The sequence below is a fragment of the Butyrivibrio sp. AE3003 genome (assembly GCF_000686065.1).
Taxonomy (GTDB): domain Bacteria; phylum Bacillota; class Clostridia; order Lachnospirales; family Lachnospiraceae; genus Butyrivibrio; species Butyrivibrio hungatei_A.
In genome coordinates, this window is record NZ_JMLX01000001.1 from 3,294,503 (window position 1) to 3,310,911 (window position 16,409).

Annotated in this window: 16 protein-coding genes; 15 read left to right on the forward strand and 1 reads right to left on the reverse strand. The window is 41.6% G+C overall.

The window, feature by feature from the left end; all coding sequences use genetic code 11:
• Window positions 1–214 precede the first annotated feature (214 nt).
• From CD00_RS0115795 to CD00_RS0115845, 11 genes are all read left to right on the forward strand, one after another.
• Window positions 215–940, forward strand: coding sequence for a CpsB/CapC family capsule biosynthesis tyrosine phosphatase (locus tag CD00_RS0115795; protein WP_185750481.1), 726 nt, complete (start codon window positions 215–217; stop codon window positions 938–940).
• Between the two features lie 60 nt (window positions 941–1,000).
• The gene (locus CD00_RS0115800) at window positions 1,001–1,714 is read left to right on the forward strand and encodes a YveK family protein (protein WP_026656839.1); all 714 of its coding nucleotides are present in this window, start codon (window positions 1,001–1,003) and stop codon (window positions 1,712–1,714) included.
• An 18-nt stretch (window positions 1,715–1,732) separates the two neighbouring features.
• The gene (locus CD00_RS0115805) at window positions 1,733–2,566 is read left to right on the forward strand and encodes a polysaccharide biosynthesis tyrosine autokinase (RefSeq protein WP_026656840.1); all 834 of its coding nucleotides are present in this window, start codon (window positions 1,733–1,735) and stop codon (window positions 2,564–2,566) included.
• 54 nt (window positions 2,567–2,620) lie between these two features.
• Window positions 2,621–3,082 (forward strand): hypothetical protein, encoded by a 462-nt coding sequence (locus tag CD00_RS0115810; RefSeq protein ID WP_026656841.1) that lies wholly within the window; start codon window positions 2,621–2,623, stop codon window positions 3,080–3,082.
• A gap of 9 nt (window positions 3,083–3,091) precedes the next feature.
• The gene (locus tag CD00_RS0115815) at window positions 3,092–4,153 is read left to right on the forward strand and encodes an LCP family protein (protein ID WP_026656842.1); all 1,062 of its coding nucleotides are present in this window, start codon (window positions 3,092–3,094) and stop codon (window positions 4,151–4,153) included.
• Window positions 4,128–4,940, forward strand: a complete 813-nt coding sequence (locus CD00_RS19635) for a class B sortase (RefSeq protein ID WP_207640515.1) — start codon at window positions 4,128–4,130, stop codon at window positions 4,938–4,940. Before CD00_RS0115815 ends, CD00_RS19635 begins: the two co-directional genes overlap by 26 nt.
• Before the next feature lie 72 nt (window positions 4,941–5,012).
• A complete protein-coding gene (locus CD00_RS0115825; RefSeq protein ID WP_026656843.1) occupies window positions 5,013–5,912 on the forward strand; it encodes a hypothetical protein in 900 nt (299 codons plus the stop codon).
• Between the two features lie 181 nt (window positions 5,913–6,093).
• Window positions 6,094–7,146, forward strand: coding sequence for a histidinol-phosphate transaminase (gene hisC, locus CD00_RS0115830; protein WP_026656844.1), 1,053 nt, complete (start codon window positions 6,094–6,096; stop codon window positions 7,144–7,146).
• A gap of 28 nt (window positions 7,147–7,174) precedes the next feature.
• Window positions 7,175–7,645: a COG2426 family protein gene (locus CD00_RS0115835; protein WP_176756622.1), complete on the forward strand. Its 471-nt coding sequence runs from the start codon at window positions 7,175–7,177 to the stop codon at window positions 7,643–7,645.
• Between the two features lie 27 nt (window positions 7,646–7,672).
• Complete coding sequence (locus CD00_RS0115840; RefSeq protein ID WP_026656847.1) at window positions 7,673–8,608, forward strand: class I SAM-dependent DNA methyltransferase; 936 nt, start codon at window positions 7,673–7,675, stop codon at window positions 8,606–8,608.
• Window positions 8,609–8,713: 105 nt separating this feature from the next.
• Window positions 8,714–10,426, forward strand: a complete 1,713-nt coding sequence (locus CD00_RS0115845; RefSeq protein WP_026656848.1) for an LIC_10190 family membrane protein — start codon at window positions 8,714–8,716, stop codon at window positions 10,424–10,426.
• Between the two features lie 514 nt (window positions 10,427–10,940).
• On the opposite strand, the gene dapF is transcribed toward CD00_RS0115845, so the two are convergent.
• Window positions 10,941–11,855, reverse strand: coding sequence for a diaminopimelate epimerase (dapF, locus tag CD00_RS0115850; protein ID WP_026656849.1), 915 nt, complete (start codon window positions 11,853–11,855; stop codon window positions 10,941–10,943).
• Between the two features lie 813 nt (window positions 11,856–12,668).
• On the opposite strand from dapF, the gene CD00_RS0115855 reads away from it, so the two are divergent.
• From CD00_RS0115855 to CD00_RS0115870, 4 genes are all read left to right on the forward strand, one after another.
• Window positions 12,669–13,490, forward strand: a complete 822-nt coding sequence (locus tag CD00_RS0115855) for a hypothetical protein (protein ID WP_026656850.1) — start codon at window positions 12,669–12,671, stop codon at window positions 13,488–13,490.
• Window positions 13,491–13,592: 102 nt separating this feature from the next.
• Window positions 13,593–14,819 (forward strand): LL-diaminopimelate aminotransferase, encoded by a 1,227-nt coding sequence (locus CD00_RS0115860; RefSeq protein WP_026656851.1) that lies wholly within the window; start codon window positions 13,593–13,595, stop codon window positions 14,817–14,819.
• A 47-nt stretch (window positions 14,820–14,866) separates the two neighbouring features.
• Window positions 14,867–15,625 (forward strand): sulfite exporter TauE/SafE family protein, encoded by a 759-nt coding sequence (locus CD00_RS0115865; protein WP_026656852.1) that lies wholly within the window; start codon window positions 14,867–14,869, stop codon window positions 15,623–15,625.
• A 125-nt stretch (window positions 15,626–15,750) separates the two neighbouring features.
• A complete protein-coding gene (locus CD00_RS0115870; RefSeq protein WP_026656853.1) occupies window positions 15,751–16,257 on the forward strand; it encodes an SEC-C metal-binding domain-containing protein in 507 nt (168 codons plus the stop codon).
• The last annotated feature ends 152 nt before the right edge of the window (window positions 16,258–16,409 follow it).

Genomic DNA, 16,409 nt, shown 5'->3' on the forward strand with positions numbered 1-16,409 from the left:
GATAAATCGTCTACCTAAAAATTATGCATTCTTGAACATCAATAATGCATAATTCAGCACATTATGTTGAAAGTGCCTATTTTGTTGGTGTATAATTTAATGTGATATAAGAGTTTATTTTATTTGATTATATCTGATATATTAGCTTTCCTGTTTTGTGTACTTTAATCATATAAGCGGGAAAATTAAGTGATTATTACTGAAAGCGAATGATATGCAAAAATCAATCGATATTCATTGTCATATAATGCCGGGGGTGGATGATGGCTCAAGGGATATTGAGACAAGTCTTAAGATGCTTAAGATTGCGGAAAAGAATGGGATAACTCATGTTATACTTACGCCGCATCATAAGCCCATGCACCATAATGTGAGCCCTTTGCATAACAGAAGTTATACGGAACAGCTCCGGCAGGAAGCATCCAAACTTGGAATAAATATCAGTCTGTATCCCGGAAATGAAGTATATTACAGTGATGAGACTCAGGAAGAACTTGAATCCGGCAAGATAACAACACTTGCAGATTCTGAGTATGTACTTGTGGAGTTTCATCCGACCAATACTTTTAAAGCAATACACAATGCGGTATACAGGATCCAGTGTGCCGGATATATGCCGATAATAGCTCATGTTGAACGATACAGCGATGTTGTTTCACATCCTTCTTATGTGGAAGAACTTCGTGATATGGGATGCTACATCCAGGTTAATTCATCAAGTATTATGGGCAAGTACGGTTTTGGAATAGGTCTTTTTACCAAAAAGCTTCTCAAAAAGGGGCTGGTACACTTCGTTGCGACCGATGCTCACGATACGGCAAAGAGAGCGCCTGATATTCTTGATTGCAGAAACTTTGTGGACAGGAAATTTGGGGAGGAATACGGGAGAAAGATTTTTTATGATAATCCCATGAGTGTCATAAAAAATGAGGTTATCTGAGGGAATACGGATGTAATCGACGGTTCCCTTAATATGAAAAAATGTTTGTTGGAGTAATTGATGGATAAAAGAGACGACATCGTTGAAATTAATCTTGGGGAACTTTTTTCAATCCTTTTAGGGAGAGCGTTTCTCATAATCAGCGCAGGATTGTTTTTTGCCCTGGTAGGACTGTTTGTGAGTAAATTTGTTATTCATCCCGTTTTTGAATCTACGACCAAGATTTACATACTTAACAAAGAGGAAAATCAGACGGTGACATATTCCGATGTTCAGATATCTACGCAGCTTACTTCGGATTATGCGGAACTTATAAAGAGCAGATATGTATTGGAAGAAGCAATACAGAGGCTCAATCTTGTTGACACAACCTATGAGGACCTTGCAAAAGTAGTCAAGGTTGATACACCTTCCGATACCAGAATCGTTGCCATTACAGCCAAGGATGAAGATCCGCTTATGGCAATGGAGATAGCAAACTGTATCAGAGAAGTTTCAAGTGAACACATTACAAATGTTATGGATATAGACGCCATCAACGTTGCGGAGACGGCCAATGTTCCGACCAAAAAAGCAAGCCCGAGCGTCTTTAGATGGACGATTGTTTCGGGATTTGCGGGAACGGTTATTGTAGCGTTTTTCGTAGTACTGGGATTCCTTATGGATGACACCATTAAGAGTAACGACGATGTCGAGAGATATCTGGGGCTCAGTACCATCGGACTTATCCCTCTTTCTTCGGATGAACAGGGAAAAAAGAAAAAGAAAAAATAAATTTAGAATGGAGATTTTATGCAGACCGCAAAACTTCATTTCAGTCAGGCAGAAAATAATTATCAGGTAAAAGAAGCATATAAGACACTTCGAAGTAACGTAGAGTTCAGTGGACAGAACGTGAGAGTCATCTCTGTTACAAGCTGTACTCCGGGTGAGGGAAAAACAACAGTTGCTATGGCGCTTGCGAGGGCATTTGCCGAGGCGGGCAAGAAGACGATTCTTGTCGATGCCGATATGCGTAAGTCTGTCCTTGTAGGAAGATACAGGACAGGTTCTGTAAGGCTCGGCCTTACGCATTGTCTTGTCGGAAGAGAACGTCTATCAAGCGTTATTTGTGAGACGGATACACCAAACCTCTACGTAATATTCAGCGGCCCTGTTCCGCCGAACCCCAGTGAACTTCTGGGCGGCAGGATATTTGCCAAGGCACTTGAGAATATGAAACAGGTCTTTGATTATATTATCGTTGATACGCCTCCTCTCGGAAGCGTTATCGATGCGGCTGTCGTTGCCAAGCAGTGCGACGGAACAGTTATGGTAATTGAGAGCAATTCAATAAGCTACAGATTTGCACAGAGGGTAAAAGACCAGCTTGACAAGGCGGGGGCAAAGATGCTCGGAGTTGTCCTTAACAAGGTTGATATAAACGGCAAAGGCTATTACGGCCATTACGGTCATTACTACGGCAAATATTACGGTAAGTATTACGGCAAGTATTATGGCAAGTACGGAGAAGGCGAAGCTATGCAGGTGACTCGTCCAAAGACGCAGGAAACTGTTCCGGAGCCTGATGATGACGATCTTGACGAGCTTAATTACCTTGCCGGAGTTACCAGAAAAGACAGATAAGAATTATTACTATCGGCAGCAAAAAGGCTGCATGCAGCACATTCGGAGGAAGAAGTGAGAGGAAATATACTCGGTATATTTTTTACCATATTGAGCGGAGTGATGATCGCTCTTATAGTTTTGGCATACGGAAGGAGCGACAAGATGGCTCCCGAGTTCAGGTTTTCGGCACTTGATCTTATTTATGATTCGGAGACAAAAGACAAAGACCTTATCGTAGGGATCAATGCATATGATGCCAAGGACGGTGACATCACGGACAGAATAGTTGTTGAGAAGGTGGTTCTTAACAAAGATGCGGAAACAGCGGTAGTTTACTATGCAGTGGCCGATCACAGCGGAAACGTAACAAAACAGTCGAGAGTTTTTCCGGCAAATATTGCTGATATAGAATTTAACGGTGATTCCTCTGATAAGATAGAGGACGGTGTGCACCCCAAGCTTTCTTTTGAAGACGGGGACAGCACGACAGCGGCATCATCAGCCGACAGTGAAGAAGAAACAAACGGTAACTAGGAGTCAAGGATGAGGGGAAAAGGAAAGATTTTTCTCATTATATGGGCAGTGCTTATGACGATTGTATCGGGGGCGCTACTTGGATTTGAAATAATGAGAGGTTTCGGAAGAGCAAATCTTGATTCGAAATCGGCAACAACAGCACCTGTGATGGCGAAGTCTGCTCTTTATGAGGGCAATACAACAGGCAGTACCAAGTGGCAGGACGACTGGATCAGATATAACGGTGCTGTTTATGATTACAATGAAGATATAATCACTTTTTTGATAATGGGTATCGACAAGGATGATGAGATCGTTACCAAGGTGGCAGAGGGAACTGACGGAGGCCAGGCGGATGCATTGTTTTTGCTTGCTCTTAACCCGCACACTCAGTCAATCAGCATTATCGGCATCAACAGAAATACAATGACCGATGTCGATGTTTACGATGAGTATGGAAGATATCAGACAACCGCTAAGGCTCAGGTTTCGTTGCAGCATGGATTTGGCGATGGAATGGAAGAGTCCTGTGAGTATCAGGTGAAGGCAGTGTCGAATCTTTTTCACCAGCTTCCGATTCACGGATATGCGGCTATAAATATGAGTGCGATTCCTACGATAAACGATCAGGTAGGCGGCGTGGACGTTGTTGTACTTGAGGATCTTACCAAGTTTGATAAAAAGCTTAAAAAAGGCGCAAGGGTTCATCTTGAGGGAGAGACGGCATTTCACTATGTGAAGAGCAGAGATATTTATATTCCCAATTCGAACGGCTCAAGACTTGAGAGACAGCGCCAGTACATAAATTCTTTTATTAATTCTGCAAGGACTATGTGCAGGGAGAATAATAACGCGGCGGTTGAACTGTTTACCTCTATCGGAGACAAGATGGTAACAAATATTTCTGCCGATGAGATTTCTTATCTGGCTCCGTATCTGGTTTCATACAAGTTTGATATGGACGATATCGTGACGATTGACGGAGAGACTACAAAAAACGGCAAGTATGAAGAATTTTATGCGGATGAAGATAGTCTGTATGAAGCTATAGTAAATGTTTTTTATGAAAAAATTGATGACGCAAACTAATGTAAGGTATAAAATAAGACGATATATTGATATAGATACGATAGCCGTAAAAGGATTTTTTATACTGCTTATTGCTTTTAGCCTTATCGGATGTTCCAAGAAGGCGGCGAATTCCGTAGGAAATACGGGATATGAAACGAGCACGCTTCCAACGGAGCAGGAGTCGGGTTTTGACAGTGTAAAAAGGCTCAACGAGGATGCTTTTGCGTGGCTGTACATTCCCGACACAAATATCAACTATCCGATACTTCAAAATGCCGAAGGGGATGACACTTTTTATCAGGGGCATAACGAGTTAAAAGAGCCTGATGCAGAAGGCGCCATATATATTGAGGCAGCCAATCTGAATGATATGTGTGACTTTAACGAAGTTATCCACGGGGCGTCACCTGCGGATGGCAACAGGTTTGCAGAGCTTAATAATTTTTTGGACAAAGCTTATTTTGATGAGCACCAATATGCATACGTATATATGGAGGACAACTCCCTTACATATTATATAATCGCCGCTTATACGCGCGATAATACAAGGCTCCTTGAGCAATATGATTTCTCTTATGCTTCGGGATGCTCTGAGTTTATTGACGAGATATATAATAACGGCGACGCGAATAAGATTATAAGGGAAGGCTGCGAAACGGGGCTTTCTCCCGAGCATTTTCTTATTACGCTTACTACAGACAGTACGGTAGAACCCGGTAAACAGACGGTGGTTGTAGGATGTCTTGTAGGTGATGCGGCAGGGAAGATAAACCGCGAGATTGATTACGGAAATGAAGAATACTAATGCTTTGATATAAGGCTGAATAGTTGCAGATAAATCAGTAATGTTTAATAAAGGAACGGAGGCAAAAAAATTATGAAAAAGATTCTGGCACTTGCAGTTGCAGGTACACTTATGATGACAAGTTCCGTATGTGTATTTGCTACGGAGGGTATTGGTATTACCGAGGGGAATACAGACACAAATACAAGCGGGGGAAGTACTGCGATTCCAAGCAGACCGACGGTGGATTTACAGGAGCAGCTTAATACTGCCAATCAGAACATAGGAAGACTTGAGTCTGAAAAAGAGAGGCAGGCAGAGGAAATTGCAAATCTTAAGGCTGAGCTTCAGTCTCAGAACGCTAGAAATGAAAGTACGATCAAGACTCTTCAGCAGCAGTTTGAAGCTTTCAGACAGGCACAGGAAAAGAATTATGAAACACTTTCAAACGAAAAAAATTCTCTTTCAAAGCAGCTTGCAAATACTCAGAAGAGCCTTAATGATGCAATAACTGTAAGAGACAAATATCAGGAAAAATATAAAAATGCGACAAAGCACGGTAAGAATGAAGCTCCTTCAAGAGCTGCTCAGCTTAGCAGAAACAATGCGATAGGTGACGGATACGGCGGATATATTGCTCAGGGCGGACACGTTCAGATTAACGGAGGAAAGAGCAATGTGACATTTACACTCGCTGCTCCGACAGCAGGTGTTTTGAGCTCTGCAAATCAGTATGCAAGCAGTGTCGGTGGTACACTTCTTCACTGCGTAACAACAAGTTCACCCGGAGTTTCATTTAAGACTGCTACAGTAAACTTCACTGTTACGGGCGTATATGCGAACGATACTATCGCTGTATATCAGCTCCAGGGCAAGAACTGGGTTCAGGTACTTGTTTCATCCGTAACAGATAATCATGTAACCGTAAATCTTACACAGCACGGGCCTCTTGCATTTGTGAGAGTTGCTGCGGTTGCCACAGCAACACACTGATAAGATTTTGAAAAAGAATAAAAGATTTAAGGGCGCTTATGCAAAGAAAACTGCATAGGCGCTTTTTAATAAATGGGGAATACGTTCAATGTGCAACGAGTTGCTATGCAACTCGTTGTTCTGTTATAATAGCGTTGCTGTGCATATGTATAAATGCGCATGGCAAGATGAGGAGAATACTATGAGTTGGGAAGAAAACGTACGTAAGGTTGTTCCGTATACACCCGGTGAGCAGCCCAAAGTTAAGAATATAATCAAGCTTAATACAAACGAGAATCCTTACCCGCCGGCACCTGCGGTTCAGGAGGCACTTAAGAATATGGATGCGGAAAGTTTTAAGAAATATCCCGATCCTACCTGCGATGTTCTTGTGGAAACTATAGCTGATTTTTACGAGGTTGATAAAGAGAATGTCTTTGTCGGAGTTGGTTCCGATGATGTGCTTGCAATGGCTTTCATGACATTCTTTAATTCGGATAAGCCGGTTCTTTTCCCCGATATAACATATTCGTTCTATGATGTCTGGGCAGAGCTTTTCAGAATTCCTTATAAGCAGATTCCGCTACTTGATGATTTCTCTGTAAGGATTGAGGATTACTTTGGCGAGAACGGCGGTGTTGTTCTGGCTAATCCCAACGCACCGACGGGCGCGCAGCTTCCGATAGATGCCGTTGAGGAAGTTATAAAAAGAAATCCCGACGTGGTTGTCATTGTTGATGAAGCTTACGCTGATTTTGGCGGACAGTCGGTTTTGCCTTTGATAAACAAGTATGATAACCTCTTGGTTGTTCAGACTTTCTCAAAGTCGCGTTCAATGGCAGGAATGAGAATAGGCTATGCATTTGGATGCAAGAAGCTTATCAAATACCTTCTTGACGTGAAATTTGCGTATAACTCATATACAATGAATATGCCTGCACTTGAGCTTGGTTCTCTTGCAATAAAGGACAGAGCTTACTTTGAGAAGACTGTGAGCATGATCGTCAACACGAGAGAGCGCGTTAAGAAAGAGCTTCGTGAGCTTGGATTTGAGTTTGCAGATTCCAAGACCAACTTCGTCTTTGCAAAGCACAAAGAGAAGTCAGGAAAAGAAATCTTTGATTACCTCAGGGCAAACAACATAATCGTAAGAAGATGGGATGCACCCAGAATCAAGGATCACCTCAGAATATCAATCGGAACAGATGAAGAGATGAATATTCTTATTGAGAAGTTAAAAGAGTTTTTGAAATGAAATTTATAAGGAGTGTTATTAGTTTATTATGTTGAATTATTTAATTGTTTTTCTGATATCAATGGTCCCTTTGGTAGAACTTAGAGTAGCAGTGCCTTACGCTATCAAAATTGGACTTCCGGTACTTCCAAGCTATATTATCGCAATTATCGGTAATATGCTTCCGATGCCTTTTATTTTCTTCTTTGCAAGAAAAGTTCTTGAATGGGGAAAAGATAAGCCGATAATTGGTGGATTCTTTACTTTTTGCCTTGAAAAGGGACATAAGGGCGGAGAAAAATTAAAAGAGAAAGCCGGAAATAGCTTGTATTGGGCACTTTTCTTATTTGTAGGAATTCCGCTTCCGGGAACAGGTGCTTGGACAGGCACGCTTGCTGCTTCAATCCTCGATATGGATTTTAAGAAGAGCGTTAAAGCAGTTGTCTGTGGTGTGGTTTTTGCGGGTATTATAATGGGACTTGGAACGAAGGCAGTATTACTTATAGTAAGTTTGTTCTGAACATTTAGTTGAGACAAAGGATTAAACATGGAAGCATACACAGATTTTGCAAATGTATATGACACATTCATGGATGAAACCCCATACGACGTATGGGGTGATTTTGTAGTGGAGCTTTTGAATAAATACGGAGTCACTAAGCCTGTGAAGAATGCAGGATGTCCGACATGTTCAAATGATGAAGCTAATAATACAGATGACAATGATATTCCTGAACAGTCTGCAAATGACAAGGTGCAGAATGAAAATGAATGCGTTATATGTGAATATACAACTGAGGAAGATTCCGAGCAGGCGCTTGAAGAAGAGAAGAATCTTATCGTGGAACTTGGTTGCGGGACAGGTTCTTTTACCCTGAATATGGCAAAGCGCGGCTATGATATAATCGGAATAGATATGTCATCCGATATGCTGGATATTGCGAGAAAAAAGACTGCGGCCGAAGGACTTAATGTCATGTATCTTGAGCAGGATATGAGAGAACTTGACCTTTATTGTACCTGCGGAACGGTGCTTAGCGTGTGCGACAGCGTCAATTACCTTCTTGAGGATGAGGACGTTATCGAGACATTTAAACTTGTGAATAATTTTCTTTTCCCAAAAGGAGTATTCATATTTGATTTCAATACGCTTCACAAATACAGAGATGTCATCGGTGATGTGACGATAGCGGAGAACCGCGAGGATTGCAGCTTTATCTGGGATAATTATTATCATGACGAAGAGCATATCAATGAATATGACCTTACGATATTTGCAAAGTGCGGCGAGGGAGATGTGTTCAAGCGCTCTGTTGAGACTCATTATCAGAGAGGATATACGCTCGATGAGATGAAGTCTTTTGTTGAAAAAGCGGGACTTAAGTTTATCGCCTGTTACGATGCGGACACCCACGAGGCTCCGACAGAGGAGAGTGAGAGGATTTATATTGTTGCGGGTGAAAACGGCAAAGATGCGATGTAAGTGCATAAAAAATTTCGGTAAAAGTAGTGAGTCTGTTCCCGCATTAAAGAGATTTATAGAAGTATTGATATGCAAAGATAAATGCATAACAGAGAGGATTAATATATGGTTGTAGTATTACTCAGCTATATTTATATATTTTTAATCTGCCTTATTGCGGGAGTGACGATAAGAAAAGTTCTTTCAAGATTTATTCCCGTTCCGAACGAAGATAGAATCGGTATTACAGGCATCGTTACCACCGGCATTGTGACGCTAACCGTATATGCCGAGTGTTTCAGTATCTTCTACAAGGTAGGAGCGGTATGTCATGCCTTGATGCTCACGATTCTTGCGATCGGAGCTTATAAGTGTCGCAAGGAAGTAAGCGCGCTTCTTATAAATGTAAAAAAGAGATTCAGGTCAAAAGAGGGCGTTGTTTGTCTTATAATCGTGCTTATATCCGCTTTTTATGCGTCGAGAGGCGTTTTCCACAGGGATACGGGCATCTATCATGCTCAGGCAATCAGGATAATTGAAGAGTATGGTGTCATAAAGGGTATCGGTAATTTCCAGTTGCATTTTGCATATAACAGCTCGTATCTTGCGCTTTGTGCGCTGTTTACGATGAGCTTTATATTGCCGTTTGCACTTCATACAATGACGGGCTTTATCATGGCTCTTTTTACCTGTTATGCCGCTTGCGGCCTTATGAAGTGGACATCTCGCGCTAGCCATACGGCTGATATGGCGAGACTTGCGATAATCATCTATGGCATCACGGCGCTTGAATATCTGCAGTCTCCTGCAACGGACTACGGTGCGATGTACATGGTTCTTTACATCATGTGTGCCTGGATTACGCAGGCAGTTGAGAAAAAAGATGATGCCGATGATATTCCTGTCTACGGGTATCTTGCGGTTCTTTCTATATTTACGGTCAGCATGAAGCTTTCCGCGGCAGCGCTTGTTGTGCTTGCAGTTCTTCCTTTTATTCTTCTGGTAAAAAAGAAGATGACAAAAGAGACGATTTCTTTTATCGTGATAGGATTTTTATCCTTCCTTCCGTATCTTGTAAGGAACGTGATAATCTCCGGATGGCTCTTATATCCTGCGGAAGCGATAGATTTGTTTAATGTTGTATGGAAGGTTCCTGCAGAATATATGAAGTTTGATGCCAATCAGATCAAGGTTTGGGGCAGAGAGCTTCAAGATATCACAAGTGTAGAGGAAGGCATAACAGTCGGTATATCCGAGTGGCTTCCAATTTGGTGGGAAAAGAAAAGGTTTTATGAGAAACTTCTTCTCGCGTTTCAGGTGGCGGGAGCGGGGGCGGTGCTTCTTAATCTTATCATCAGGAAAGTTAGAAAAAAGATCCGCGCGGATGTTGCAATGTTCTATATCACCGTGTTTATCAACATTGCGATGTGGTTCTTTACTGCGCCTTTTATCAGGTACGGACTGGCATTTCTGATGCTTCTTCCGATTTGTGCGGCAATGGATCTTGCAGAGAATATATTTAGGGGGAAAACATTTCTTAGATTTGTGATGGTAGCCATCGCGGTTGTATGTTTCGGAAACTGGACAGCCAGATATCTTAAGGTTGACAAAGATCGTTTCGTTGAACATGCAAAAGACGGCTATTATCTGACGCCGATTCCGTTTCCTGATTCTGAGACGGAAAGAATTGATATGAACGGAATAATCGTTTACAACACCGTTCATGAAGACGATGAAGTAAACAGTTATTATAATTGCCCGAGTTCATGCTACGGCGACATGATGAATCGAAGTGAGCCGATAGGTACAACGCTGAAGGAGGGATTTAAAGCAAAGTGACGCGGCGGCACAGCCTTGAGTTAAAGCGAAAGGGCTGAAATAGAACAATACGGGCGTAGAGTGACTAAAACAGACAAAGAAGCATGATTTAGTCACTCAACAGAAGCACGCGAAGAGCAAAATATAGTCGTAGAGTGACTAAATCGAATAAAAAAGTAAGATTTAGTCACTTAACTGAAGCCGCGTGAAGAGCAAATACAGTTGTAGAGTGACTAAAACAGACAAAGAAGCATGATTTAGTCACTCAACAGAAGCACGCGAAGAGCAAAATATAGTCGTAGAGTGACTAAATCAGACAAAAGAGCGCTATTTAGTCACTTGATGAAAATAGCTGTGACTTTAACATGGTGAAAAAAATGACTAAACTCATTAAAAGATGGTGGTTTAGTCATTTTTTGTCTGAAGCAGAATATTTTGGGGTTTATGTAAACTACAGTTTCAATTAAAACTTAAAGTCGAATTATATCTCAAAGTCGCATTAAATCTCAAAATCAAATTAAAACTCAAAGTCGCGTTATATCTCAATCTCACCCTCAAACACAGTAGTTGCGGGGCCTTCCATGATCACGGGAGATTCGGGCTTTTTATCCCAGGAGCACTTGATGTCGCCGCCGAGAACGTGTACGGTAACTTCCGTGTCTGTAAGACCGTTAAGTATGCAGGCAACTGTTGTGGCGCAGCAACCTGTACCGCAGGCAAGAGTCTCGCCTGTTCCGCGTTCCCAGACTCTCATGTGTACGTTGTTTTTGTCATCAATCTTTACAAATTCTGTGTTGGTGCGGTTAGGGAATGCTTTGTGATTTTCGAACAGAGGTCCGACAGCTTCAATCTCAAAAGAAGCAAGATCTTCGCCTTCAGGAAGGAATACAACGCAGTGGGGGTTACCCATTGATACGCATGTCATGTGCCATGTTTTTCCGGCAACTTCAATCGGAACATCTACAGCGAGCCTTCCGTATTTCGGTGAAAGAGCTTCATGTTTTTTATTATCATTCGAAAGAAGTTCATCTGATACTGAAACAGGAACACTTGCAGCATCAAGGATCGGAGCACCCATATCAACTTTGACAGTCTCTACAAGTCCGTCGGATCCGATCTTAAGGTCGATGTATTTCTTTTTACCTGCACTTACTATTGTAAGGGTGGTCTTATCTGTGAGTTTCTTGTCATAGACGTATTTTGCAACGCATCTGATGCCGTTTCCGCACATCTCAGAGCGGGAGCCGTCAGCATTGTACATTTCCATTTCAAAATCAATATCATCGTCCGCAACTGGATTTATGAAGATAATACCGTCAGAGCCGATTCCGAAGTGACGGTCTGAAACCATTTGTGCCACCTTAGATTTTTTCTCGGAAGGAACGTTTTCTTTTCCTCCGTCTACATATACATAATCGTTGCCGCAGCCGTGCATCTTGGTAAATTTCATATTGGGTACCTCGCATTCTGTGTATTATAAAGTAAACCGCAAATGTATTGGCGCTTACTATAGTGCTATCTACATTGTATTATAAGTTCAAAAAGTATGGAATTGGTGCTTTTTATTTTGTAAACGTTGATTAGTGTGCTTTTGTGTGAAGATTGTTTATCAAGAGCAGTGTAGCAGTTTAAGAAAATGCGGGGCATCATCGTAAGATAGAGCAGTGTATCAATATAAGACTGAGTAGTGTATCAGTCGAAGAAAGAGCTTTACTTTTTTGGATTTTTATAGTACATTTTCTCTGTTATTTGTCTTTTTTGAATAATCTAATATGATATCAGGAATGTTGCTTGTTCTTAAGCAGCTATATATTCCCACAATTATAACCTATAATGAACAAATTGTTTAAAATGTCTTTGCGTTGCCAAACTAATGAGTTTAAACGCTTTTATAAAAGCTGAACAGTGGTAATCTCATTGGCGGTTACATAATGAGAAAATTATCTGCTCGCATTTTCAGAAGCTTAGTGATGTATAAAGCATATAAAGTTTGAATACGCAACAGACTTATATGCTACTTGGTAAAAAAATAAAGTGAAGAGCAATAAAATGTATAGGAATTGCGGTTTTTATATGCTTTTCTGAGGTGGGAGTAAGGGAGGATAGCATATAACTTTTTTCATGCTTAGGCTTTTTATATGCCTATTGAATGTGGGAACAGAGGTGAAAAGCATATAACAATGGCAAATCAATTTTGAATTATATGTTTTGTGCGCTTGAATAGGGCGTAATAGGGCAAAGAAGTCTCAAAATCGGAGGAAATATGAAAAGGATAGAAGAGATAGATCAGCAGGAGCAGCTGTTGGAATTGCTTAAAAAAAGAAAAGAAATGTTGAAATACCTGATAAGCGAAAAGGAAAAGGCATTGAAATCAGCGCCGGAAGGGACTCTCAGAGTGCTTAAAAGGCCGAATGGATGGCAGTATTACCGAAGGACTGATCCAAAAGATACGAATGGTATTTACATTCCAAAGAAAAGGCAACGGACTGCGCGTGAGCTGGCGCAGAAGGGATATGACAGAAAGGTTTTGGACTTGGCAAAAGAAGAGTTGGAAGTAATTAAGCATTATGAGGACTTCATAAATACAAAATCTATTAAAGATTTATTTGCTTTAATGATGCCCGGTAGAAAGGAACTTATAACTCCGGTATTTGTTACCGACAAGGAATATATAGAAGCCTGGAGAGGGGAGATATATAAACCTATGGGCTTTGAAGGGGATATGTCGGTATATTGTTCAAATGGTGGAGTAAGACTTAGGTCCAAGTCGGAAATAATCATCGCTAACATGCTTGAACAATTCAAAGTTCCATATCGCTATGAATATCCGATAACACTAAAGGGGATTGGAACGGTTCGCCCGGATTTTATGTGTCTTAATATACGAACCAGAAAAGAGTTTATATGGGAACATTTCGGAATGATGGATAACATTGCCTATGCCAATAAGAATATTGCGAAGATAAATGCTTATGAACAGAGTGGGTTTTATCAGGGGAAAAACATGATCATGACATTTGAAACTTCGCAGTATGCTATTAGCTCTTATGTAATAAAGAATATGATAGAGCAGTATCTTCTATAGCGAATTATAAATAGCTGATTTCATTCCGAAAAGAAAATGTATACAATTATACAAAAAAGTAGTAAACTTTTTTTATATTCGCATGAAAGTGAGGACGAATCAATGTTTAGACCTAACAGTGACTATTTGAAACTTCCCGGAAGTTACCTCTTTAGCACAATTGCGAAGAAGGTTAATGCTTATCAGCAGGCTAATCCGGATAAAAAAATAATCAGACTCGGAATCGGAGATGTTACACAGCCTCTTTGCCCCGCAGTAATCGAGGCGCTTCACAAGGCTGTTGACGAGCAGGCCGTAGCCGAGACATTCAGAGGATATGCTCCCGATCTTGGATATGATTTCCTTCGCCACGCAATGGCCGAGAATGATTTCAGAAGCAGAGGATGCGATATCGCCGACGATGAGATCTTTATTTCAGATGGAGCCAAGAGCGATTCCGGCAACATTCAGGAGATCTTTTCACAGGATGCAAAGATTGCGGTTTGCGATCCCGTATATCCCGTTTACGTTGATTCTAACGTAATGGCAGGCCGTACAGGTAATTACGATGAGAATACAGGAATCTGGAGCAATGTGATCTACATGCCTTGCACAGCAGAGAACGGGTTTGCGCCTGAACTTCCCAAGGAGACACCGGATCTTATTTATCTGTGCTTCCCCAACAATCCTACAGGTAGCGCGATCACTAAGGATCAGCTTCAGGTTTGGGTTGACTACGCAAACAAAGTCGGCGCTGTTATCATATTTGATGCAGCTTACGAGGCATATATTTCAGAGGACAACGTCCCTCATTCAATCTATGAGTGTGAGGGCGCCAAGACTTGTGCTATAGAGCTCAGATCTTTTTCAAAGAACGCAGGATTTACGGGACTTCGCCTTGGAGCAACGATTATTCCTCATGATCTTACAGTTGATTTTGAGGGCAAAAAAGTTCAGATGCACAGCCTTTGGGCAAGAAGACACGGAACAAAGTACAACGGAGCTCCTTACATCGTTCAGAGAGCGGGCGAGGCTTGTTACTCAGATGCAGGTAAGGCTCAGATTAAAGATATGGTTGCACGCTACATGAAGAATGCGAACTATATTCTTAACGGACTTAAAGAGGCAGGATACGACGTTTCAGGCGGTGTAAACTCACCTTACGTATGGCTTCGTACACCCGATAACATGACAAGCTGGGAGTTTTTTGACCACCTTCTTGAGAAGGCAAATGTGGTAGGTACACCCGGATCGGGATTTGGTCCCAGCGGAGAGCACTACTTCAGACTTACTGCTTTCGGAAGCTACGAGAACAGCGTGGAAGCGCTTGAGAGAATCAAAAAGCTCTGATCTGTCAGGAAAAAGAGCTGCGAAAAGGAAAGGCATTATTTTTAGCAATGCTCACTAAGTATTTGATAATATGCCCGCTTATCTTCATTGCGGGCTTTATAGATGCGGTAGCGGGAGGCGGCGGACTAGTGTCGCTTCCCGCTTATATGATTACGGGAATTCCCGTACATAACTGCATAGCTACCAACAAAATGAGTTCATTCATGGGAACATCGGTAACTACGGCAAAATATGCACGAAAAGGTTTTATTCCATGGAAGATAGGAATGGTGTGCATTCCTTGTGCACTCGCCGGATCTGCGCTTGGAGCAAAGGCCTCACTTCTTGTTCCCGACAATATTCTTAAGACAATCCTTATGATAATCATCCCGCTCACGGGAATCTATGTTATTACACGCAAAGGAAATCTGGAAACAAATACGGTCCGTTCCGACAAAGCGGCCTTATTTATAAGTGCTTTTGTGGCTTTTTCCATCGGTGCATACGACGGCTTCTACGGCCCCGGAACCGGTGTGTTTTTGATACTTCTTTTGACCTACTTTGCGGGAATGAAGCTTACAACAGCCAACGGACTTACCAAAGTGATAAACTTATCCACCAATATCGCTGCACTTGTGGTGTTTCTGATCAATGGACAGGTACTTCTTCCTCTTGGTGCAGTAGCAGGCCTTTTCAACATTGCAGGCAATTATATCGGAGCTACTTGCTTTGAGAAGAACAGCTCCAAGATCGTCAAACCTGTCATGATCGCGGTATTGTCGATTTTCTTTGTTAAGCTGATGCTTGAGACGGCGTTTTTTGATTGAAAAGAAGTATTCTCAATTTTTGACACCCTACTGATAATACGATAGAATAAATTTTACGTATAAAAGTCAGTGGTATTACTATGCCCTGATCACGAATTTTATTATGAAAAACAGGAGTAACGGATATGGCATTATTGAAAAAATGGCATGATATGGCTTATTCAGAGACTACAGATAAGGGTACCCTCCAGAAATTATGGACAGAGTACTTCCAGAAAGAGCGCGACATCTATGCGCAGCTTTTGAAGAACCCTGATGAGGTTGTTAAGGGAACAGTTAAAGAGCTCGCAGAGAAGTACAAAGTTGACCTTATGACTATGGTTGGCTTCCTTGACGGAATCAACGACAGCCTTAAGGTGCAGAACCCTATTGAAGAGATGGAGGAGGATACTGAGGTTAACCTTGGTTTCGAGAAAGAACTCCTTTACAAGAATATGGTAAATGCCGGCGCAGACTGGCTCTACAACCTTCCTGAATGGGAAGAGATCTTTGATGAGGATAAGAGAAAGGCCCTCTACAAAGAAGAGAAGGCTTCTCACACAATCAGAAAAGAAGTCAAGATCTACCCCAACGATCCCTGCCCGTGCGGAAGCGGAAAGAAATACAAGAAGTGCTGTGGCAAGAACGCATAATACACATTCAAAAATATAATCAATCCATTTGGGGAATGATAAAGAAGTAGTAGATGGCGAAAAGGACCGCTCTGTGGTCATAAGGCAATAATGTGCAAGATTTTGCACATTATGCCGTGACCACAGAGCAGGCCTTTTCGCCTAACAATAAA